The organism is Sphingomonas sp. TX0543 (assembly GCF_048565505.1).
Taxonomy (GTDB): domain Bacteria; phylum Pseudomonadota; class Alphaproteobacteria; order Sphingomonadales; family Sphingomonadaceae; genus Sphingomonas.
The window spans coordinates 312,252-332,348 of sequence record NZ_JBLZUS010000004.1 but is presented as its reverse complement, the minus strand read 5'-3'; the positions used below and the strand labels follow the sequence as shown (position 1 = coordinate 332,348).

21 protein-coding genes and 4 pseudogenes are annotated in these 20,097 nt (G+C 61.6%); 8 read left to right on the top strand and 17 right to left on the bottom strand.

Annotated features, from left to right (window positions below; genetic code table 11):
• Nucleotides 1-122: 122 nt before the first annotated feature.
• Both ACM61V_RS21235 and ACM61V_RS21230 read left to right on the top strand, forming a co-directional pair.
• Nucleotides 123-1,379, top strand: coding sequence for an aromatic ring-hydroxylating oxygenase subunit alpha (locus ACM61V_RS21235; protein ID WP_419714696.1), 1,257 nt, complete (start codon nucleotides 123-125; stop codon nucleotides 1,377-1,379).
• The gene (locus ACM61V_RS21230; protein ID WP_086486214.1) at nucleotides 1,376-1,732 is read left to right on the top strand and encodes a hypothetical protein; all 357 of its coding nucleotides are present in this window, start codon (nucleotides 1,376-1,378) and stop codon (nucleotides 1,730-1,732) included. Before ACM61V_RS21235 ends, ACM61V_RS21230 begins: the two co-directional genes overlap by 4 nt.
• Before the next feature lie 208 nt (nucleotides 1,733-1,940).
• Here the strand turns inward: ACM61V_RS21230 and ACM61V_RS21225 are convergent, their stop codons facing one another.
• The 7 genes from ACM61V_RS21225 to ACM61V_RS21195 form a co-directional block, all read right to left on the bottom strand.
• Entirely contained in the window at nucleotides 1,941-2,969 is a 1,029-nt protein-coding gene (locus tag ACM61V_RS21225; protein WP_198356791.1) for a ParB/RepB/Spo0J family partition protein, read from the bottom strand.
• A complete protein-coding gene (locus ACM61V_RS21220; protein ID WP_198356792.1) occupies nucleotides 2,966-3,280 on the bottom strand; it encodes a hypothetical protein in 315 nt (104 codons plus the stop codon). The genes ACM61V_RS21225 and ACM61V_RS21220 overlap by 4 nt, the downstream gene beginning before the upstream one ends.
• Nucleotides 3,277-4,035, bottom strand: a complete 759-nt coding sequence (locus ACM61V_RS21215; protein WP_198356793.1) for a ParA family protein — start codon at nucleotides 4,033-4,035, stop codon at nucleotides 3,277-3,279. Before ACM61V_RS21215 ends, ACM61V_RS21220 begins: the two co-directional genes overlap by 4 nt.
• Nucleotides 4,035-4,322, bottom strand: a complete 288-nt coding sequence (locus ACM61V_RS21210; RefSeq protein WP_198356794.1) for a hypothetical protein — start codon at nucleotides 4,320-4,322, stop codon at nucleotides 4,035-4,037. The genes ACM61V_RS21215 and ACM61V_RS21210 overlap by 1 nt, the downstream gene beginning before the upstream one ends.
• Nucleotides 4,323-4,388: 66 nt before the next feature.
• Entirely contained in the window at nucleotides 4,389-4,640 is a 252-nt protein-coding gene (locus ACM61V_RS21205) for a helix-turn-helix transcriptional regulator (protein WP_066532463.1), read from the bottom strand.
• A 107-nt stretch (nucleotides 4,641-4,747) separates the two neighbouring features.
• Complete coding sequence (locus tag ACM61V_RS21200) at nucleotides 4,748-5,062, bottom strand: single-stranded DNA-binding protein (protein WP_066532670.1); 315 nt, start codon at nucleotides 5,060-5,062, stop codon at nucleotides 4,748-4,750.
• A gap of 393 nt (nucleotides 5,063-5,455) precedes the next feature.
• Nucleotides 5,456-6,139 (bottom strand): recombinase family protein, encoded by a 684-nt coding sequence (locus ACM61V_RS21195; RefSeq protein ID WP_066532672.1) that lies wholly within the window; start codon nucleotides 6,137-6,139, stop codon nucleotides 5,456-5,458.
• 161 nt (nucleotides 6,140-6,300) lie between these two features.
• On the opposite strand from ACM61V_RS21195, the gene ACM61V_RS21190 reads away from it, so the two are divergent.
• Nucleotides 6,301-6,687, top strand: a complete 387-nt coding sequence (locus ACM61V_RS21190) for a hypothetical protein (protein ID WP_198356795.1) — start codon at nucleotides 6,301-6,303, stop codon at nucleotides 6,685-6,687.
• A gap of 323 nt (nucleotides 6,688-7,010) precedes the next feature.
• Here the strand turns inward: ACM61V_RS21190 and ACM61V_RS21185 are convergent, their stop codons facing one another.
• The 3 genes from ACM61V_RS21185 to ACM61V_RS21175 are packed head-to-tail and all read right to left on the bottom strand — an operon-like array spanning nucleotide 7,011 to nucleotide 11,060.
• Nucleotides 7,011-7,460, bottom strand: coding sequence for a hypothetical protein (locus tag ACM61V_RS21185; RefSeq protein WP_198356796.1), 450 nt, complete (start codon nucleotides 7,458-7,460; stop codon nucleotides 7,011-7,013).
• On the bottom strand, nucleotides 7,457-8,107 hold the full coding sequence (locus ACM61V_RS21180; protein ID WP_419714695.1) for a hypothetical protein: 651 nt from the start codon (nucleotides 8,105-8,107) through the stop codon (nucleotides 7,457-7,459). The genes ACM61V_RS21185 and ACM61V_RS21180 overlap by 4 nt, the downstream gene beginning before the upstream one ends.
• A gap of 43 nt (nucleotides 8,108-8,150) precedes the next feature.
• Nucleotides 8,151-11,060, bottom strand: a complete 2,910-nt coding sequence (locus ACM61V_RS21175) for a Tn3 family transposase (RefSeq protein WP_419714710.1) — start codon at nucleotides 11,058-11,060, stop codon at nucleotides 8,151-8,153.
• A 95-nt stretch (nucleotides 11,061-11,155) separates the two neighbouring features.
• Here ACM61V_RS21175 and ACM61V_RS21170 point away from each other — a divergent pair, with 95 nt between their 5' ends.
• Nucleotides 11,156-11,752 (top strand): recombinase family protein, encoded by a 597-nt coding sequence (locus tag ACM61V_RS21170; protein WP_419714694.1) that lies wholly within the window; start codon nucleotides 11,156-11,158, stop codon nucleotides 11,750-11,752.
• Here ACM61V_RS21170 and ACM61V_RS21165 read toward each other — a convergent pair.
• Nucleotides 11,678-12,442 carry an IS6 family transposase gene (locus ACM61V_RS21165; protein ID WP_066522521.1) on the bottom strand — a complete coding sequence of 255 codons (765 nt, stop codon included), beginning with the start codon at nucleotides 12,440-12,442 and terminating at the stop codon, nucleotides 11,678-11,680. The two genes, ACM61V_RS21170 and ACM61V_RS21165, sit on opposite strands and share 75 nt — an antisense overlap.
• Nucleotides 12,443-12,685: 243 nt before the next feature.
• On the opposite strand from ACM61V_RS21165, the pseudogene ACM61V_RS21160 reads away from it, so the two are divergent.
• The 4 genes and pseudogenes from ACM61V_RS21160 to ACM61V_RS21145 form a co-directional block, all read left to right on the top strand.
• Nucleotides 12,686-13,354: pseudogene (locus tag ACM61V_RS21160) on the top strand (cbb3-type cytochrome c oxidase subunit I); the annotation flags it as partial.
• Between the two features lies 1 nt (nucleotide 13,355).
• Entirely contained in the window at nucleotides 13,356-13,991 is a 636-nt protein-coding gene (gene cyoC, locus ACM61V_RS21155) for a cytochrome o ubiquinol oxidase subunit III (RefSeq protein WP_115381555.1), read from the top strand.
• Entirely contained in the window at nucleotides 13,988-14,368 is a 381-nt protein-coding gene (gene cyoD / locus ACM61V_RS21150) for a cytochrome o ubiquinol oxidase subunit IV (RefSeq protein WP_157968816.1), read from the top strand. Before cyoC ends, cyoD begins: the two co-directional genes overlap by 4 nt.
• Before the next feature lie 17 nt (nucleotides 14,369-14,385).
• On the top strand, nucleotides 14,386-15,099 hold the full coding sequence (locus ACM61V_RS21145) for an SURF1 family protein (RefSeq protein ID WP_419714693.1): 714 nt from the start codon (nucleotides 14,386-14,388) through the stop codon (nucleotides 15,097-15,099).
• Between the two features lie 54 nt (nucleotides 15,100-15,153).
• Here the strand turns inward: ACM61V_RS21145 and ACM61V_RS21140 are convergent.
• The 6 genes and pseudogenes from ACM61V_RS21140 to ACM61V_RS21115 all read right to left on the bottom strand — a co-directional run.
• A pseudogene (locus tag ACM61V_RS21140) lies at nucleotides 15,154-15,525 on the bottom strand (helix-turn-helix domain-containing protein); the annotation flags it as partial.
• A gap of 107 nt (nucleotides 15,526-15,632) precedes the next feature.
• Nucleotides 15,633-16,253: pseudogene (locus ACM61V_RS21135) on the bottom strand (type IV secretory system conjugative DNA transfer family protein); the annotation flags it as partial.
• Nucleotides 16,254-16,640: 387 nt separating this feature from the next.
• Nucleotides 16,641-17,099 (bottom strand): annotated as a pseudogene (locus ACM61V_RS21130) (helix-turn-helix domain-containing protein); the annotation flags it as partial.
• 3 nt (nucleotides 17,100-17,102) lie between these two features.
• A complete protein-coding gene (locus ACM61V_RS21125) occupies nucleotides 17,103-18,233 on the bottom strand; it encodes a tyrosine-type recombinase/integrase (RefSeq protein WP_115381547.1) in 1,131 nt (376 codons plus the stop codon).
• Nucleotides 18,226-19,467 carry a TIR domain-containing protein gene (locus ACM61V_RS21120; RefSeq protein ID WP_419714692.1) on the bottom strand — a complete coding sequence of 414 codons (1,242 nt, stop codon included), beginning with the start codon at nucleotides 19,465-19,467 and terminating at the stop codon, nucleotides 18,226-18,228. The genes ACM61V_RS21125 and ACM61V_RS21120 overlap by 8 nt, the downstream gene beginning before the upstream one ends.
• The gene (locus ACM61V_RS21115) at nucleotides 19,464-19,982 is read right to left on the bottom strand and encodes a hypothetical protein (protein ID WP_115381543.1); all 519 of its coding nucleotides are present in this window, start codon (nucleotides 19,980-19,982) and stop codon (nucleotides 19,464-19,466) included. The genes ACM61V_RS21120 and ACM61V_RS21115 overlap by 4 nt, the downstream gene beginning before the upstream one ends.
• Between the last annotated feature and the right edge of the window lie 115 nt (nucleotides 19,983-20,097).

Below are 20,097 nucleotides of genomic sequence, written 5' to 3'. Positions count from 1 at the left end.
CGCAGGCAGTACATCATCCACGCCCACCCGGGTCACTTCTCAATGAAAATCCCGGGTCACTTCTCAGTGCAACTCAACACTGATAACCCATTGCGAGCAGAGCGGACAGAGAGGAAGTCGACATGAACGAGCAGCTTTTCAAGTTATCGCCATCCAACGTGACGGTGGAAGCGGGTTTGTCGACCGGCCCGGTATCGGTCGAATCCTATATCTCGCCCGAACATTATGCGCGGGAAAAGGAGCAGGTGTTCCGTCGCGCCTGGCTGCTGCTGGGCCGGGAGGAGGAAATCCCAAATGCGGGGGACTTCGTCACCCGCGACATCGATGTCTGCGATGCGAATGTCCTGATCACGCGCTCCAAGGGAGGCCATGTGCGGGCCTTCCACAATGTCTGCTCGCATCGTGGCAGCCATGTCGTCCTCAAGCCATCAGGCAATGCCGGGAAGTTCGTCTGTCCTTATCACAATTGGACCTACAAGAACGACGGCAGCTTGGTCGGCGTGCCCGATGAGTCCTCCTTCTTCAATTTCGACAAGAAGAACTGCGGACTTACCCCGATCGCAGCCGAGGTCTGGGAAGGATGGGTCTTCATCAACCTGTCGCCCGAGCCGCAGGTTTCGTTGCGAGAGTTTCTGGGTCCGCTCGCTGACCTGATGGCGGGCATACCATATCCCGCCGCAGGCCATCCGATCGTCATCCAGGTCGATATCGATGCCAACTGGAAGGCGATCTGCGATGCCTTCATTGAGACCTATCACATCCCCGTGATCCACGCCGAGACGATCGGGACGACCTACGCCTCTCCCGAAAACCCGTTCGCGCACATGCTCGATGCGCGGATGCTCGGCGCGCACAGGCTGATATCGACCTATGGCAACGCAAATTATGCTGCCAAGCCATCGAACAAGGTCGAACGGCTGGGGCAGGATACGCATAGCACCGCGAGCGTGACCTCGTGCAGCAACGATCCTGCCTTGGTTAGCTTTCTCGAGCATCCGGCGGTCAATCCCACCAAATCGACGAGTTGGGCGCAGGACGTCTACCATGTCTTTCCGCACGTCCATATCGACTTCGGGCCGGGCGGTTTCTGGATACATAATTTCTGGCCGACGTCGCACAAGACCACGCGGTATGAATCGCGCTTCTACGTGCCGCCTGCGGCGACCGTTGCCGAACGCTTCCGGCAGGAGCTTTTCATCAGCCGGGTCGTCGAGGTGTTGCTCGAGGATCTGGCCAATGTCGCCCGTACCCAGAAAGGCATGCAATCGCGCGCAAAGGGCTTCATGTATCTGCAGGAAAATGAGGTCGCCATTCGCCATCTCCATTCAACCCTCGATAAATGGGTGAAGGCGAGCACCGTGCGGGAGGCGCTGGCATGACCGACGCGAAGATCGCGACCACCCTGCCCGCCGGGTTCAAGGATCTCGAGCCGCTGGTGGACCGTTGGGCGGGGCGAACCATCGAGGCGCGCACCAAGGCGCGCTGCGAAGCTTCGATGGAAGACATCATGCTCCTTTACGACGTCATGGTCGAGCGCGCGCCAGCGATACTCGATTATCTCAAACCTTTTCCGCTGGATGCGATCGAAGGCGAGAACGCGACGCTTTTCTGCCTGCTGCTATCGCTAGGACAAGCGTCGATGGCGGTGGAGGTTCACGGGCAGCCGCAAGCTCCCAACACGCCATTCCCGCATGGCATCCGCGTGCTGAGCGGCGTCGCGCCGTTCGGCTGAGGCACAAAGTTTTTCGGGAGGCAATCGGATGACATCCGGCAAGGTCATTATCAGCTGCGCGATAACGGGCGCGATCCATACACCGTCAATGTCGCCATTCCTGCCATACATAAATACCTACCCCCCAAAAAAGAAAGCGGTGGCAATTGCCACCGCTTCAAATTTCCAAGATGCCGGAAAACGGACAACCGTTGACGGGTAAATGTTATCAAAAGTCGAAGGCTTGGGGTGCACTCTCACCGTCGAACTGAACCGTGACCTGGCCGCTTAGGACAATACCGCGACGGCCCTGAATGATGATGGCCGGTGCGTCATTCGCCTCCTTTGGCTGACGGGTCGCGCGACGCCTCCGCATGGCATCTTGGTTCGATGCCTGCCCCTGCCCTTCCCGATCGCCATTATGCTCGTTCGGATCGCCCTGCTCCATTTGCCCAATGCGCGCGCTGGTGGCAGCTGCCACCGGCACCCGTTGCTCATCCTCTGCCTGCGGGTCGGGCATGGAGGTGACGGGCGCGATCTGCGGCTCCCCTGCCCCTTCCGTTCCACCTTGAAGCCCGGCAAGAAACTTCTCGCACTCGGCGGCAGTAGGACTTTCGTTCGCAGCCAGAAATCCGCGCGCCGCCTCTTCGTCCAGTGACATGGCGTGCTTGATGGCAACAGCTGATCGGGGCGAGCACCCTGCAAGCGCTGAAAGAATGTCGTCGGGCAACGTGCGAAGCGAATATAGCCGCTTCACTTCCGAATGCGGCTTTGCAATTCGCGCAGCTAGATCCTTTGTTGAAAGCTCTTCACTTACTCGCGCCGCAATGAAGTGGACGCGATCGGCCAGGCTAAGCTCTTGCCGTTGCTCATTCTCAAGATACTGATCCAACCCAATGTCGCGCTCATCATCGGCTTGATCGAGAACGGTGTCGATTTGATCGAAACCGAGCTGGCGACAAGCGCGATACCGGCGCTCGCCATATCGAATGATGTAGCGTCCATTTGGGGTCGGTGCGACCACGATTGGCTGCAACAGCCCACGCTCCTTGATCGTCGTCGCCAACGCATCAATCTCGGACTGGTCAAAGTCGCGACGAACCTGCGAAGGGTCTGGATCAATGTCAGCGATAGGCAAGCGCTGGAACCGTCCTGCGGCCTTGAACTCAGTGTTTGCAGGGACGGCGGAGAAATCCATATCGTCCATGTTGAAATCGGCGAAGCCCTTCTTCGCGGGTTTGGTTGCTGCCTTGCTCAATGCCGTACCCCTTCTTTCAAATACGTGCTCTCGGCAATCTTCGACCCGGCTTCGTCCTCAAGCCAAATCGCCTTCGCCAGTGTCGTGTGAAAATTGCGATACCATTCATCAGAGTGAACGGCGGAGCAGGTCGTTCTGAGAAAAATGTCCCAGCGGCCTCCGATCCAAATGGGTATGCCCCACATGCACGTCCCACCATCTTGGTCGTCCAGCGCAAGCCGCCAAATTGGCCGCTCGATCGAATGGTCCTCGACCTCAATCATAAATCCGGCACCTTCCAGACGCTCGATGAAGTCCGCTAAAGGCGTCATGCGACCTCCAGCTCAGCTTGATCGACAATGTAAGAAACGACCTCGCGCACGACTGGCGCGCTACGCCTGGTGTCCTTCGCCAATCGCCAAACAGGAATTTCGAGTAGCGCCGCCTCGCGCATGTGCTCACGGTGCGGGATGGTATGCGGCACCACATGCAAAGGAAGCGCCTGCGCAATTCGCTCCATCAGCTGGCGCGAAACTTCGCTGGTCGCCTGAACGCGATTGAAGACGATCCCGAACCGGGTGCCGTTACCCTCCCCTCGCACCTTGTTTGCAAGATGGATGCTTTGCGAGATTTCGTTGAGCGACTGTCGCGCGGTTTTGTCAGGGTCTAAGGGAATCGCGACATAGTCGGACGCGATCAACGCCATAAGGTTCCGTCCATCCCAAGCCGGAGCCGTGTCGATCACGCAATAATCGTAGTGCTTGGCAAGGCCGACACGAATGGCGCGAACGTATGCGCCGATGTGCTGGCCTTGCTGTGGTCCATCCGTAGTTAGCTCAACAATCTGGCGCGTGTTCTTGAAGCACGCCAGCGCTGGGGGTTCGTCGGCGGGGTCAAAATCAAGAATCGACTGGACCGGGCCTATCTGCTCGAAGTCCGCTTTGAGCATCCCCGCGCTATGGCATTGCTTGTCGAGGTCAAGAACCACGACGCGCTTTCCCTGCTCGGCAAGGTGCCACGCAATATGGCAAGTTAGCGTGGTTTTACCGATGCCACCGCGCTCGTTCGTTACGACAATTGTTCGCATTACCAGTTCCCACGGTGATTGTTGGTTGGGCCGTGGTGGAACCGATACTGGCTCTGCATATACCACGGGTTCGGATCGTCATTGAGATTGAGGCCCTTGCGCTCGCCTTGCGGGGCGGTCGGTTCAGGCGATGGCTCCGGGGCGAAGCAAGCCGCAAGGACAAAGGCAGCGAATACCGCCACACCCCACCAGCCAAACGCGAAATAGGCTAGGGCACCGACTGCGAGAACCACAGTCAGGAGGATCGCCGCGATTGCAAGCAACAGGATAAGCCATGCGATATTCATGGCAGTCCTGAGCGCGCGGGACGCACGCCGAAGTTTGTTGGCAATCTGTCGGCGCATAGCGGCCTCCTAAGCTGTTCGGCTCTCGCCTCGATCGGAGCCGATCAACTTAGGGAAAGGCTGCTCCCTAAAGATGTTCGGCACTTGGGTTTGCAACGCGCGCGACATTCGCAACGCCGTTAGCAGGGTTGCATCCTGTCGACCGTTCTCAATGGCCGCGATTGTCTCAGGCGAGACAAGAATCTGTGCCGCAAGCTCGGCTTGCGTAAGTCCAGCTGCGGCCCGCAAGCTCGCAACACGATTGAACAATTTGGCAGCCACAAAACGCCTCGCAAAATTAAACCCTAATCATATTAGGGTTAGCGGGGACTTGTGTCCACAAAAAAGGGCGGCCCTGCGGCCGCCCGTCGTTTGGCGAGGAGTTGGGGCTATTCGGCCCCGCCCCGCGCCAAAATACCCATTCCCTCTGCGATCAGGTCAACCGAGTAGCGGGTTTCGCCGTTGCTCTCGTAACTGCTCTGGCGCACCCGTCCGGTGATATGCACCAAGTCGCCCTTGCCCAGCTCGCCAGCGCGTTCCGCCAGCTGGCGGAAGAACGTGACGCGGTTCCAAAGCGTGTCGGTCTTCCACTCGTCGCCATCCTTGCGATTGTAGTTCGCAGCGACGGAAACGTGAGTGACCTTATCGGTCCGTTCGACGTTGCCAACGCGACCGATGATCCGAAATTCAGCGATGTTCTGCATGGTAGTCTCCTTTGGATAAGCGTTGCTGACGGATTTTTTGCGGCGAAGCTGAGCCACGCGGGCAAGCTGAAAATGGGAGGGTCCACTTGTGGAAACCCAAGGCCAAAGGCCGGTTTTCTGCTTGCCCGCATTAGTGGCGATGCGCAGTTCGTATCCGGCAGACAGTAACGCCCAAAGGAAGCGTGCCAAGTAGATGCAGCAATTCGTGCTGACGGTGGTGGCAGCTGCCACCGGCCTTGGTCCTCCCCTCGTCGCTGCCCTCGATCTGCAATGTTGAATATGGAAACTACAGCTGTAGGGCCGTTGATCGTTTGAGCGTTGGCATTTCGCTTGCACGGCAAAAGGGTGGCCGGTGGCAGCTGCCACCGGCTGCGATCATGATAGTTTGAGCGATCAGCGTTTCCGCTCATGGTGCTTTTTCGCGGGGCTGGATTCCTGCTTTGGCCCCTGGGAGGCTCGATGCGCGGCCCACGCCCTCTTGACGGTGCTACGGTCGCATTCGGCAAGCTCTGCGGTTTGGGCGATGCTCTTTCCCGCCTCGCGCAATGCGACGATGCGAGCGTGCTTCGCATAGTCGCCTTTGCGGCCTCCGCTGCGCCCCTCCACCTTCGCCAAGGCTATCCCCTGACGCTGACGTTCGCGGCGATCGGCATAGTCATCGTGCGCCATCTGCAACGCGATCTTCAACAGCATGTCCTGAACAGATTCAAGAACGATGCGGGCGATGCCTTCGGCATCGGCCGCGAGGTCGGATAGGTCCACGACGCCGGGAACAGCTATGCGCGCGCCACGCGCGCGAATTGTCTCAACCAGCTGCTCGGCTTCGGGCAGCGGTAAGCGGCTGATCCGATCAATCTTTTCTGCAATGACAACTTCACCGGGTTGAAGATCGGCAATCATGCGTAGCAGCTCGGGACGATCAGCGCGCGCGCCCGATGCCTTCTCCCGATAGACAGCCGCAACATAGTATCCTGCGGCCTTTGCGTCGGTGACGATCGAATCCTGTCGGCGCAAGTCCTGCGCGTCGGTGCTGACGCGCAGATAGACGCGCGCGATCTTGGGGGAGGGGGGGGTCATGGGCGCATAACCTATACCATATGCGCCAGGCGCAAAAGCTATGGCGCATATGGTGTATGGGGCAACCCTATTGCGCCTAGTAGACGAGGCCAGCATTGTGCGCCATCTAGCTTTCTCCGTGAGCAATGGGTTTCGTTTTAGTTTCAGGCGGGGATCTCAGAATGCGCAAGAATTGGCTGGCGATATCTGCGCTTCTAGCTTTGGGAGCCCCAGGTAACGCACTCGCGCAGAAACCTTCGAAACAGATCACAATCACCTGTGACCATGAAACATTTGAGTTTTACGCCGGATCGGCCAGCGCAGATGTAGTAGATAAGAATTACAGTCGTGAGCCGCTTGAGACCATGGCCAAAATGGCTGAAACGCCAAAAGCATATTCATTTGCTTGGACACGAAAGTTTCTAACTGCATTAGGTGAGCAAAGAATAGACTATGAAGTCTATGTAAATAAAACTTCAGGTGCTCAGTTAAAATCGTATGTAGATAGAATGCCGGGAGCGCCAGTAACGTCAATGCAGCTTGAGGGAGTTTGCAAAATTAGCCCATAAAGTTGGGATTTTACCTTTAGAATACGGCAGTATCCTTACCTGTCGGAGGGAACATATGATGAAAGCACGGACCGTAGAACCTTAGAAAGCACGGTGTACGTGTTGCGTTTTTGCTATGTTCCCATTCCGTTCTGATTTGCGGTATACGGGACCAATGTCCACCGCTCTTGCCATACCAGCGTCCACGCCGATCGCCCTCAGCGATCTACCACGCCCCGTCCAGCTCAAGGTTGTCGGCGCTGCCGGCGCGGGCTTTCCCAGTCCTGGGGTCAGTTCCGGTTGGGGGCGAAATGACACCCTAAGCGATCAGTCAAGGATTTTTGCTATCGTAGCCGCGCAGGTTCGGCGATTTCATCAGCTTCTCCGGGCGTCGCATAGACCTCCTCGCGGATGATGCGATTGGTGATTTCGAGGAGATGTGCGGAGAGAGCCTCGCTGAGCTCCTCGAACTCGGGCCACAGAACCTGATTGATGAAACTGACGGGCGCATGGACGATCACGGTCTGGCGATGCATGCGTGAATAGCGGAACGGCTTGAGACCATAGCGCCTGCAGAGGGCGGTAAAGAGCTGTCGGGACCACGGGTCGGGAATGGAGAACTTGAACTCTTCCGACGTTTCGCGGCGGCTCGTTTCGGTGAACTGGCGCCTGATACGTTCTGCGGCGGCACCGGCTGCGGCCTTTTCACCTGCCGTGGCGGCGCCGGCGAACAGGGCTTCGATCTTGCGCAGCTTTTCGCGAAGACGCTGCTCCCCATCCGAATTCTGGTTCAATGCCGAGTTCCCAACGGCGTCGTGATACCGGGGAGGCCTTGGGCGCGCGCCCGCGTACAGGCCAGAACCACGGCATGGATCTCGGTCTCCATGATCTCGGTCATCACACGCAGATGCTTGATCGTCTCTTTGATTTGCCCGCGATCCTCAGGTTCGTTCCTGGTGCGTTCGATGAGGTCGGCGACGCCCGCCATCATGGCTCTGATTTCCCCGAGATGCGTGACCGCTTCATGCGCGCGTTCGGGTAGCCCGGCTTCCTCCTCGCCATTGAACAGGCCTTCCACAAAACCTTCGACTTCCTGTGCGCGTACCAAGCCCAGATTTCCCAGATTGGCACTGGTTGGTTCCAGGGGAACACGAATGGCTCGAAATGGCTTCTTCGGGTCCTGATGGTTGGCCAGTTCATTCCACAGGCCCATGACCAGAGCGCCAAGCAGCGCATTGGCGTCACCCACGCTGTCAAACTCGGGCAAGGTTCCACCCCACAGGCCGGCGATAACCGCCATGGGTTGCACGGCGGGATCGGGACAGGCGATGTTACCCAGCAACCGCGTCCTCACTTCGTGGTAAGGAACCGGACAGGCATGCTTGTCGAGCAGGGCGCGGATCGCGCGTTCGGTTAGCGGTTTATCCTTCGACCGGCCCATCGTACTTTCTTGCAGATACAGATCACAGATTTACCGGACAATTTTATAACGGCTCGGCTCTCTTGGGCCAGCGGTATTCGCCGGTGAGCAAGATATGAGCCCATCCCAGCGGCGAGATGTGCGCAAGCAATTCAGGCGGAACATCGAGACCATCCCGGCTGCGCAGGTCGACAGCCTTACCAAGGTGGAGCGTGTTCCAGTAGATGATAATGGCCGCGAGCAGATTGAGCCCCGCGATCCGATAATGCTGGCCTTCGCTGGTCCGATCCCGGATCTCGCCCTGGCGGCCGATGCGCAGCGCATTCTTGAGGGCGTGATGCGCCTCGCCTTTGTTGAGGCCGATCTGTGCCCGCCGCTGCATGTCCGCATCAAGAATCCAGTCGATCAGGAACAACGTCCGCTCGACCCTGCCAACCTCGCGCAGCGCGAGGGCCAGATCGTTCTGCCGGGGATAGGACGCCAGTTTGCGGAGCAACTGGCTGGGGGTGATCCTGCCGCCGTTGACCGTTGCGACGCTGCGGAACAGATCGGGCCAGTTGGCTACGACGATGTCCTTGCGTATTTTACCGGCGACGAGTTTTCGTAGTTCGGTCGGCGTCGCCCTCGGATCGAACACGTAGAAGCGCCGGGAGGGCAGGTCGCGGATGCGCAGCACGAGCCGGCGATCGAGAAGTGCACTCAGTCCAAAAACATGGTCGGTATAGACCGCCGTATCGGCAAACTGTTCCGTCACCTGTCTGCCGGCCTCGTTCATCAACAGGCCGTCCAGAATATAGGGAGCCTCGCTCACCGTGGCCGGGATGGTCTGCGAGGCGAAGGGTGCGAACTGGTCGCTGACATGGGTATAGGCCTTGAGACCCGGTTCCGATCCATACTTGGCATTGATCGTATTCATCGCCTCGCCCTGCCGTGCGGTCGGGAAAAACTGGCCATCGCTGGACGCGCTGGCGCCCATGCCCCAGTGCGCTGCCATAGACAGTTTGCCCTGGGCGGCGACAACCATGGCCAAAGCCTGGTTCATGGCCTCGCTTTCCACGTGCCAGCGGGCAAGCCGTGACAGTTTCCAATAATCATGAGTGTTCGAAGCCTCGGCCATCTTGCGCAAGCCGAGATTCAGGCCTTCGGCGAGCAGGACGTTGAGCAGGCCTATGTTGTCCTCGCACGGTGCGCCGGTTCGCAGGTGAGTGAAAGCCTCCGTGAAGCCGATCTCCGCATCGACCTCGATGAGGATGTCCGTTATTCTGGCCGGAGGCAGACGGCGATAAAGGTCGAGGATGAGTTCCTCGGCTTCATCCGGGACAGCGGCGCTGAGCCGATCGATCCGAAGTTCACCGTCCTCGATGCTTCCGTGGGGGATCGTGCCGTTACGGGCGGCGGCTCCGAGCCGCTTCAGGCCCTCTTCCAGTCGCCTCGTTCGATCTTCAAGCCAGGCCTGAGGATCGCGTGGCAAGGTTAATCGACTCATTTGTTCCTGCGCCATCGCCAAGGGCAGCAGCACTTGCGTGATATCGCCGTAGCGTCGGGAATGCGCCAGCCACATGTCCCCGGACCGGAAGGCGTCACGCAAATGGAACAGAACAGCGACTTCCCGAAGGCGGCCATCCCCGGCATCTTGACCCTTGAGGTGCCGGCGCCATTTCGAATTGGGACGCAGAAAATCGATGCCAGGGTGAACTGTCGACCGCGCATCGCCGACTGCCATTGCCGCCGCAAGAAGCGGCTTTGCTATGGGGGCGCAACCAATCCTGAGGCATCGTAGCATACGTGGGGCATAGCGGCGGAAACGATGGTATCCGCGCCCGACATGGGCGAGCGGTTCTTCAGCCATTGTCGAACTCAACTGCGCTGCGATAGCCACCCAGTCGTCGAGCCTGGCCCATTCCGGCGATTGCGTCAGTGCCGTTTCTATCGGCACGCCATCGTTGCGGGCCTCTATCATGGCCGTTCCCAGCGTGGTGAACGCGCGCAGCGTATCGGTGACGGTTGTTCGGGCGTCGCCGATGCGGGCTTCGTGTACCTGTTTCGCTTCCCGCCAGGTTTTACCCACGATGCGGTCATGGGTTTCCACGACCGCATCGGCGATAGCCGCTTCCCATTCAATTACACAGGCGGCGAGGATAGCCAGGCGCCGGTTTACGCCGATATCGCGTACACCATCGGTGAAGTAACGTTCCCCCTGCCGGCGTAGCCGCGCAACCCGGTGGGTCGGAACCCCGGCCAGGCTCTCTACCGACAAACCTATGCCCTGCAGGAATTCAAGTCGGTCCAACAGGCGGTTCGCTGCCCTCGAGTTATGACCCACCTCGAATTTGCGCAACCAGACGAACCGGCTGACATTTCCGGGCATGGTCTCGGTCAGCAGCGTGTTCAGACGTTTACGCATGTCAGCATCAAGCCGACCGGCGATACGCGTTTCAATGTGGCCCTCCGCTGCAACCAGTGCATCAGCACATAATCGCTCGATCGTCGATGTCGCCGGAAGGATGATCTTCGTTTCGCGACAACGTGCTATGAAGCGGCGCGCCAGATCCTCATTCGAATGGGCCTGTTCGGCTTCTGCGACCAGCCACTGCCGAAAGGTTCGTGCATGAGGACCTCGCCCTGGAAACATGCGGTAGCCGTAGATGCGACGCAGCGCTTCCATGTGTTGCTGCCGGGTCTGACGGCGGACGGCATAGTGAACGAGCGCCTCACCCGGGATACCGAGCTGGGCACCCAAAAAGACCGAGATGGCCTGTGGGATCAGTTCGCCCGGAGCAAGGGCGCGTCCGGGATAGCGCAGCGCGCATAGCTGAAGGGCGAAGCCGATCCGGTTTTCCGCACGTCGCCTGCGCTCGATATGGATCAGATCATCGTCGGCCAGGATATAATGTCGCAATAGCGATGCTTCATCGGTCGGGAGGTCGAGCATTGCCGAGCGCTGGCGCGCCGTCAGGATGTGGCGTCTTGGCACAGGCGCATTGTCCCAGTTGATCAGAAGTCTGTTTTGGACAACATTGACCCCACGCAAATCAAGGCTTTTTAGGGCCTAAATCCAGAGGGGTTCAATTGGGACAACGCGCCGCCATCTATGCCCGTGTCTCGACTGCCGACCAATCGTGCGAGCGGCAACTGCGCGACCTTGCCGCCTTTGCCGAACGGGGCGGCTATGAAGTGGTTGAGGTCTTCCGCGAAACGGCCTCGGGGATGAAGGCCAACCGCTCGGCACGTAACCAGGTCATGAAGCTGGCCCAAGCGCGCCACATCGATGCGATCCTCGTTACCGAACTCAGTCGCTGGGGGCGTTCGACCCAGGACCTGCTCGATACACTCAACCGGCTGTCGGGCTGGCGCGTGTCGGTGGTCGCCATGAGCGGCATGACCTTCGAGGTCGATACGCCCCATGGACGGATGATGGCGACGATGCTGGCTGGCATCGCGCAGTTCGAGCGTGACATGCTCAGTGAGCGCGTCCGCTCCGGCCTCGCGGCAGCACGGGCGCGGGGACGCAAGCTCGGACGGCAAACGGGGGAGCGCCCGGCTCTGTTGCAAACATGGGGGACTGCCGAGCGGCGTCACCCTGTTGGGGGATCAGGCAGCATTGGCGAAATGCTGATTGAGCACGTCCATGGCCTCGGTCATGACCGAGGGGCCAATGCCAAATGATCTTTCGATCAGACGCACCTCTCCCCTGATCCCTGGCTGCAGGCACCATGCCCGGGCCTGCCCTTTGCGCAGGGCGCGCATGACCTCGAAGCCCTTGATCGTGGCATAGGCTGTCGGCATCGATTTGAAACCACGCACGGGCTTGATCAGCATCTTGAGCTTGCCATGATCGGCCTCGATCACGTTGTTCAGATATTTTACCTGCCGGTGTTCGGTTTCCTCGGCGAGCTTCCCTTCTCGTTTCAACTCGGCGATTGCGGCGCCGTAGCTTGGTGCCTTGTCGGTGTTGAGTTTCGTTGGCTTCTCCCAGTCCTTCAATCCGCGAAGGGCTTTGCCCAGAAAGCGCTTCGCGGCTTTGGCGCTGCGGGTCGACGAAAGGAAGAAGTCGATCGTGTCGCCCCGTTTGTCGACCGCCCGGTACAGGTAGGTCCATTTGCCCCGAACCCTGACGTAGGTCTCATCCAGACGCCAACTCGGATCAAAGCCCCGCCGCCAGAACCAGCGCAACCGCTTCTCCATCTCCGGCGCATAGCGCTGCACCCAGCGATAGATGGTCGTGTGATCGACATCGATGCCACGATCCGCCAGCATTTCCTCGAGATCACGGTAGCTGATGCCGTACCGGCAGTACCAGCGGACCGCCCATAGGATGACTTCTCCGGTAAAATGCCGCCCTTTGAAATCGTCCATCACAACCGACCTTACCAATCCAAGGGCCCAACCTTGGCAACCGCATCAGAGTTTGCAACAGAGCCCTCAAATATATAGAGAATGGCGCAGCAAAATCCGGGGTCGGCGAGCCAATGGCTACCTATGATTTTACGTGGATGTGGCAAGAGCTGGGCATCATCGGCCTCCGCAGGTGATGCCCTTGCACGCCGTTCCGGTATTGTTCGTCCTTAGCGTTGCTTGGCGTACCTCCCACGCTATGCCCTCACCTACTGGTTCCCCAAGGCGTTCGGCTTCAAGCTCGACGAGTTCTGGGGCAAGGTTGCCTTCTGGGGCTGGGTGATCGGCTACTGGGTCGCCTGGACGCCGATCTACGTGGTGGGCCTGATGGGCGAGCCGCGACGCGTGCACCACTTCGACGACATCAGCATCCAGCCCTATTTCGTGATCGCCGCGATCGGCGCGGTGATCATCCTGGTCGGTATCCTCGGCTTCGTGATGAGCATCGTGATCGGCTTCGTGAAGCGCAAGCAGCTCGCGGATGTGACGGGCGACCCGTGGAACGGCCGGACCCTGGAATGGTCGACCAGTTCGCCGCCCCCGGCCTACAACTTCGCGATCACGCCCGTCGTCCATGACCTCGATGCCTGGTATGACATGAAGGCACGAGGCTATGAGCGGCCGGCGGACGGCTTCCGCCCGATCCACATGCCGCGCAACACGGGCAGCGGCGTGATCCTTGCGGGCCTCGCTCTCGCGCTCGGCTTCGGCATGGTCTGGTACATGTGGTGGCTGGCTGCGCTCAGCTTCGCGGGGCTGCTCATCGTGGCCGTCGGTCACACCTTCAACTTCAAGCGCGACTACTTCATCCCCGCGGACGAAGTGACCCGCACAGAGAGGGAGCGGCGGCAGCTGCTCGCCGCCGGAGCCTGACATGACCGACCACGTACTTGGGCCTCGCCAGGCGAGCACGACCTGGCATCTCGCCGAACAGGAAGACCATGATCACGGCGGCAACGGCGCCACCGTGCTCGGCTTCTGGATCTACCTGATGAGCGACGCGCTCATCTTCGCCTCGCTGTTCGCGATGTTCGGGGTGGTGAGCACTAGCTACGCCGGTGGTCCCGTACCGCGCGAGATCTTCGACCTGAAGCTCGTCGCGTTGAACACCGCCTTCCTGCTCGCCTCCTCGATCACCTTCGGCGAGGCGATGCCGCACATGGAAGCGGGCCGCGTCGGGCCGACCCGCTTCTGGCTCGCGATCACCGGATTGCTCGGCCTCGCCTTCGTCGGCGTCGAACTCTACGAGTTCTCGCACCTCATCGCAGAGGGTGCAGGGCCGCAGCGCAGCGCCTTTCTGTCAGCTTTCTTCACACTGGTGGGCACGCATGGCGCCCATGTGACGGTGGGCCTGATCTGGATCGCCGCCTCGCTGGTCCAGATCGGTCAGCACGGCCTCATCCAGCCGATGAAGCGCCGGCTCATCTGCCTGTCGATGTTCTGGCACTTCCTCGACATCATCTGGATCGGGGTCTTCACCTTCGTCTATCTGTATGGAGTGATCCGTTGAGCACCGAAGCCTACGACGCCGCGCTCCACGCGCACGGCGACACGCACGGGCATGGCAGCCGGCTCGGCTACCGGATCGGGTCGCTGCTGGCGATCGTGCTCACCGTTGTCCCGTTCTGGCTGGTGATGTCACAGTCCGGCCCCGCACCCGGCTGGATCGCGGCGGTGATCTTTGCTCTCGCGCTGATCCAGATCGTCGTTCACGTGGTCTGCTTCCTTCACCTCGACACCCGGTCCGAGGGCGGTTGGACGCTTCTGGCGTTCCTGTTCACGGCCGTGATCGTCATCATCACAATTGGCGGATCGATCTGGGTCATGTTCCATCTCAACACAAACATGATGCCGATGCCTGGCGGGCAGATTGGACCGGTTCGCTAGCAGCGCGGGATTGCCCGGTGAGCGAGCTGCGCCGGTCCGCGAAAGGGCGATGGCTGCTGGCCGGCCTGGCCTTCGCCGGGCTCCTCCTGTTCACCGCTCTCGGCATCTGGCAGGTTGAGCGGCGCACGTGGAAGCTCGCCCTTATCGAGGCGGTGGATGAAAGGATCCACGCTCCTCCAGTCACGGCGCCGTCGTTGTCCGACTGGCGCCGACGGCCCGCATCAGATTGGCAGTATCGCCACGTCATGATCGTCGGGCGTTTCCAGCACGACCGCGAGACGCTGGTGCAGGCCGTGACCGAACAGGGTAACGGTTTCTGGGTTCTAACTCCCGTCGTGACACCCAATGGCGTCACCGTTCTCGTCAATCGAGGGTTCGTCCCACCTGAACGCGCAGATCGCCGGACCAGAGCGGCCGCGCTGCCACTCGGGCCTGCGCGCGTGGCGGGGCTCCTTCGCCTCAGCGAGCCGGGCGGTCGCGTCCTCAGACCGAACAGACCAGCGGAAGATCGGTGGTACTCGCGCGATGTTGCGGCGATCGCCGCTCGACGCGGCCTGACGGCTGTGATGCCGTACTTCATCGATGCAGACGCGACGCCGATCGCGGGCAGCTGGCCGTCAGGTGGCATGACCGTGGTGTCGTTTCCGAACAATCACCTCGTTTACGCACTCACCTGGTTCAGCTTGGCGATCCTCTGCGGCTACGCACTTGTGCTGGTTCGCCGGCGCTGAGGCTGGTCGAAGCTCATGCCGCCAGCTGACTAGCTCGTCGCGCAATCTGGATCGCTATTCGCCGATGACTTCGCTTTGTCGGCTGGAGATCAGGGTTCCCCGATGCAGCGCGGTCACCCGCTTCACCTGGGCAATGCTGCACCCCGCCAGCTCGGCGGTGCGCGCGATGCTCATGCCCGCGTGGCGTAGGCCGACGATGCGCTTGTGTAGTGCCGTGTCCGGCTTGCGGCCGTTATACCGCCCTGCCCGCCTGGCGATCTCGATCCCCTCGCGTTGACGCTCGCGCCGCGTCTCGTAATCGTCCCGCGCGGTCTGAAGCGCGACGCGTAGCAGCATGTCCTGCACTGCTTCGAGCACGATGCGCGCGACGCCCGCGCTGTCCGCGACAAGGTCGGACAGGTCGACGATCCCCGGTACCGCCAGGTGTACAGCGCCGCCGCGGCGAGCAGCGCGGCCGCGAAGCACGGCGCAGCCCGGCCAAGGGCGGCATGGAACTGCGCGAAGAACCCCACGACCAACGCGACCGACAGGCACAGCGCGGCAGAGAAGGGATCGAGGACCAGCCGGCCGACCGCCAGCGTCTCCGGCCCCTTGATCATGATGTCGGAATATTCGAAGCCGTTGCGCTTGAGCGAGCGGAGCAGCGCGTCGGTATAGTCGTCCATCTCGAAGCGATCGTGCTTCTTGAAGTCGGCGATCGTTTCCGGCTTCTGCTGGAGGATCACGAACCAGTCGCTGTTCTCGAGGGCGGCTATGGACCCGGCCGACTTGTAGTAGTCGTTGAGCGACTGCGTGGCCGTCACCAACGAGGCGCCATACTTGCGGCACGTGCGGGCGTAGGTTTCGATGAAATCGGCCATCGCCCCACCGCGAAGCATCTGCCAGGCCTCGTCCAGGAGCAGCGCCTTGGGAATCGAGCGGTCGACCTTCCGCATCATCTGCTGCGACATGAACATGATCGCGGTCAGGACGACGCTGCGCAGTTCCTCGCGCGAGGACAGGTCGGACAGCTCGAACACCGTGAGCTGTGCCTGCAGCTCGAACGAGACCTCGCCCTGGAAGAATTTACCGTAGGTGCCCGCGCTCGAGAACGGCATCATCGCGATGGCGAGATGCGAGGCGAGCTCGTTGCCAGTCTCGTTGAGCGCGGCGATCCCCTCCCCGCTCAGCTGCTGGATGGCGAAGGCTGCCTGGGCATGGACGAACCAGTCATCACGGATGAACAAGCGTTCGATCCCCTGCGACCTCAGGTCCCTGGCGAAGAGCTCATGGCCATCTTCGGCCGCCTTGAACCAGGGATCGGAATGTTCGTGGAATACGGGTCCTGGGTAGCGGACATGGTCTCCGTGCTCGAACGCCCGGCGCTGATGGTCGAAGTGCTCCTGTGGCAGGATCCCGATCCGCAGTGCCTGGCGTGCGACCACGCGACCGCTGGCGGCAAGCTTGGCATCCTCGCTTGCGGTCAGTTCCTCGAGCCGGCTCATCCACGCGGTCTCGTCGACAAACCTGCTGCGCAGCATCCCCGGATCGATCGGCAGATTGCGCGCGCCCGACCGGATCAGATAGCCGCCGTAAAGCCGGTTCATGAACGGCGCGCCGGCGTGCCGCGGGATCTGGATGTCGAGGATGAACCCCTCCTCAAGGTGGATCGGCACGACCTGCACGTCCAAGGGAACGGCCGTGATACCGTCCTGGATCACCGTCTGGAGGCGCAGCGCCGTCTCGTCCGGATCGCCCGAAATCGGGCGGAAGCTCTCGAAGCGGCCGCCCTTCTCCTCGACGCCGACGATGATGCGGGCAGGGCCTCGGTTCAAAAACGCGACCACATCGTCCAGCAGCGGGATCTTCGCCTCCGGCTTGTCGAGGTTCACTTCCCGCTTGAAATCGAGCTCCTGCCCTTCCTGAAGGCTGCCCGCGGCAATCTCGGAGACGGTTATCGGGTCGAGCGTGCGACGACGCCGTTCCGGCTTGGCTGGTTCCGTCACGGTGATCCTGACCATCGCTCAACGGCTCTCCTGAAAGCGGCGTGCGAGGCGCGCCGACGCCCCGCTCTTGGCGGCGAGCCGCGCGCCGTAGCGCATGACGGTCTTGGGGTCGCGCCAGCGATAGGCTTGCATGATCGCGGGCAGGCTCTCGCCAGCGGCGAAATTGTCCTGCGCGACCCCGACCCTGATCGAGTGGCTGGAGACAGCCGCCACCCAGCGCTCCAGCTCGGCTTCGCTCATTGTGCCGAGCAGCTTCTTGTCGAACGCCGCGCGAATGAGGCGGCGGTAGATCAGGGTGATCGTGTTCGGGTGAAGAGCCCCCTCCCCCACCGACCGAACCCCTCCGTCGAAATAGGTCTCGACCCGCCGGAAAAGCGGCCCGGTCTTTATCCCTCCTGCCTGCCGCCACTCCTCGATCGCCTGCATGGTCGCCGGTGACAGATAGGCGAGCGCGCCGGCCCGTTCGCGGTCGGTCTTGCTCGTGCCTATGAACAGGGTTCCGGATCCATCGGGGTCGGGCCCCTCGATCGCCTCGCACAGGATCGCGACCAGCTCGGAGCGGCGGCAGCCGCTGTCGTACGCCACGCGCAGGAGCGCGCGATCGCGCGCGCCCAGCATGTCGCGCCGGGAGGCCTTGAGCAGATGGGCGAGACAGATTCCGGTCGCCGGGTCGTCGAGGTCGCTCACCTCACCCTTGAACCGGATACCCCGCGCCTGCCGCTGTCGCGTTCCCAGAAGCTTGCGCAAGCCCTTGAGCTCGAGCCGCACCAGCGGCGCCGCGGTTGGGTCCTCGAGCCCGGCCATGCGGTAGGCCCAGCCTATATTCACCAGATAGCGCTCGATCGTCGCGGGCGCCCGCCGCTTCAGCGGATTGCGCGGATCCTGTTCGACTCCCGACAGAGCCCGCAGATAGGCAGCGACCGCATCAGCGTCGGCCCGGGCGGTCGTCAGGCCACGCCGCCGGCACCACTGATCCCAGATTCTCAGGTCCGACAGGAAGGCGCGGATCGTGTTGACCGACCAGGCCCGGGCGGCGGCTGCGACCAACTGGGGGTCGGCAAGCCGCCGCGCCGGCGCGAGCGCCTCGACCTGCGCAACGACCTCGCTGATCGGCGCCGTCTCGGCACGAACCAGGCCAGGCTCAGCCATGGCTACGCGCGAAGCGCAGGGTCTCGTCGGTGCGAACGAGCTGCACGGCCCGCCAGGGGGCGGAGGCGGGCGCGTGCCGCGCATTGATGGCACCGGCCCGCTCGAGATAGCAGATGGCGCTGTTCATCCGGCGCGGCTCCCATCCCAGCGTTTCGGCGAGCTGCCGGGTGTCGACGGCCCGCTCCTCGCCTGTCACCATCCGGTTGGCGAGCGTGCGCGCGTCCTCGCTTGGGCTGAAGGGCATGAACGCCTCGTCGAAGTCCACAAACAGCGCCGGTTGCGGGGCATAGTGCCCGCTGATGTTCATCTCGCGCAGGTAACCGGCGTCCTTGAGGTCGAGCAGCCCGATCCGCAGGTCATCGGCAGCGATGCCGAGAGCCGCCGGCAGATCGGCGAGGGTCACGATGGGGTCGACGGCCGTCGCGTTCGCGCTGGTCTCCACAATGTGCTTGCCGATCGCGATCGCGGCGGGGGACCAGCCTTCGAGCCCACTCGGAGCCTTCTGCACGTAACGCGGCGCGTCCCCGAGTGGTGGCTTGCGGCTCACACCATGCAGCCGGTCCACCAGGCCCTTGAGGTCCGCCTCACTGGCGGGATCGATCTTGAGGAACAGCATCGCCTGGAGGTAGGGCGAGAGCTTCGCGGGATCGAGGTCGACGACCAGCGGCACGAACCGGCTCTTGCCGCCGACCTGCTGGACGAGGCCGACGTCGATCTCCTTGGCCACCCATGGCTTGGTGATCGACGTCTCGGTCAACACCACGACGAAGTGGGTCATCGCGCCGAGGCCCTCCTCCATCTTCTGCCGCAGGCTGTCGCCGGGCTCGATCTCCCACTCGTCGAACCAGACGTCGACGCCGTTCGCCATGAGATACTCGGCGACTGGACGGACCCGGTCCTTGTCCTCGCTGGCGTGGGCCAGATAGATTTTCGGGTGCTTTGCCCCGTCGGCGGCATTCATGACCTGAACATCTCCCGGGTCGACACCCAGACGCTTTTCGAGAAGACGCGCGAAGGCGGGCGACCCGGTCGTGCGGATCGCAACCCTGTTCCCCGACAATCGATCGACGAACACATTGGCGTGACTACCAGTCTCGGGATCGACGATCGAGGCAGCGGCGCCCCTCGCCTTCTCCTCGAGCGCCTGCATCCCGAGCTCGATCGCCTTGGCTTCAATGTCCGCGGCAAACTTGCGGGCGTCGAACGGCCTTCCATTGTGGGTCAACTTGATCATCCGCTGTTGCGCTGAACGTAGCGGCGCAGCTGGACCAGATCCTCGTCGGCAAGCAGGATGCCCATGGTGGGATAGTTGTCCTGGAGCGACTTGCGGACGCGGCCGTCGTGAACGCACGGGATCAGCAGGGCAAAGGCAGGATTGAAGCGGCGACGTTCCCAGCCCGCCGCCTCCTCGAGCTTCGCGGCGTTCCCGCCAAGGTCCGGCTTCTCCAGCAGCAGCCGCGCGAGCACGACCGAGTCCTCGACCGGATCATGTCCGGTGATCGCCGGGTCGCTGGCGATGAACAGCTCCACGGTGGTGCGCACCCGCGGCAGGTGCGGACCCAGCACGTGCGAGAGCGTGACGAGGCGATCCGCTTCCAGCTCGGCCAGCGCCGTCCCCAACGTCTTCCGGGTCTCGCCCGGGAACGCCTCGAGCAACGCATCGTCGAAGTGCGTCGGCAAACCCTTGGCGCTATGCTCGGCCATGTGGCGGCCGAGCCGCTGCGCAAGGTCACTCAGATGCTCGTACACGCCTCGTCTTCCCTGTTACGCCCCGGTGTCGAGGCCCGCCGGCGTACGGACAGCCGGCTCCTAATCCTTACCGGCATATAGAAGCTTCAACAATGGGGTGTTGATAAGGGTCCAT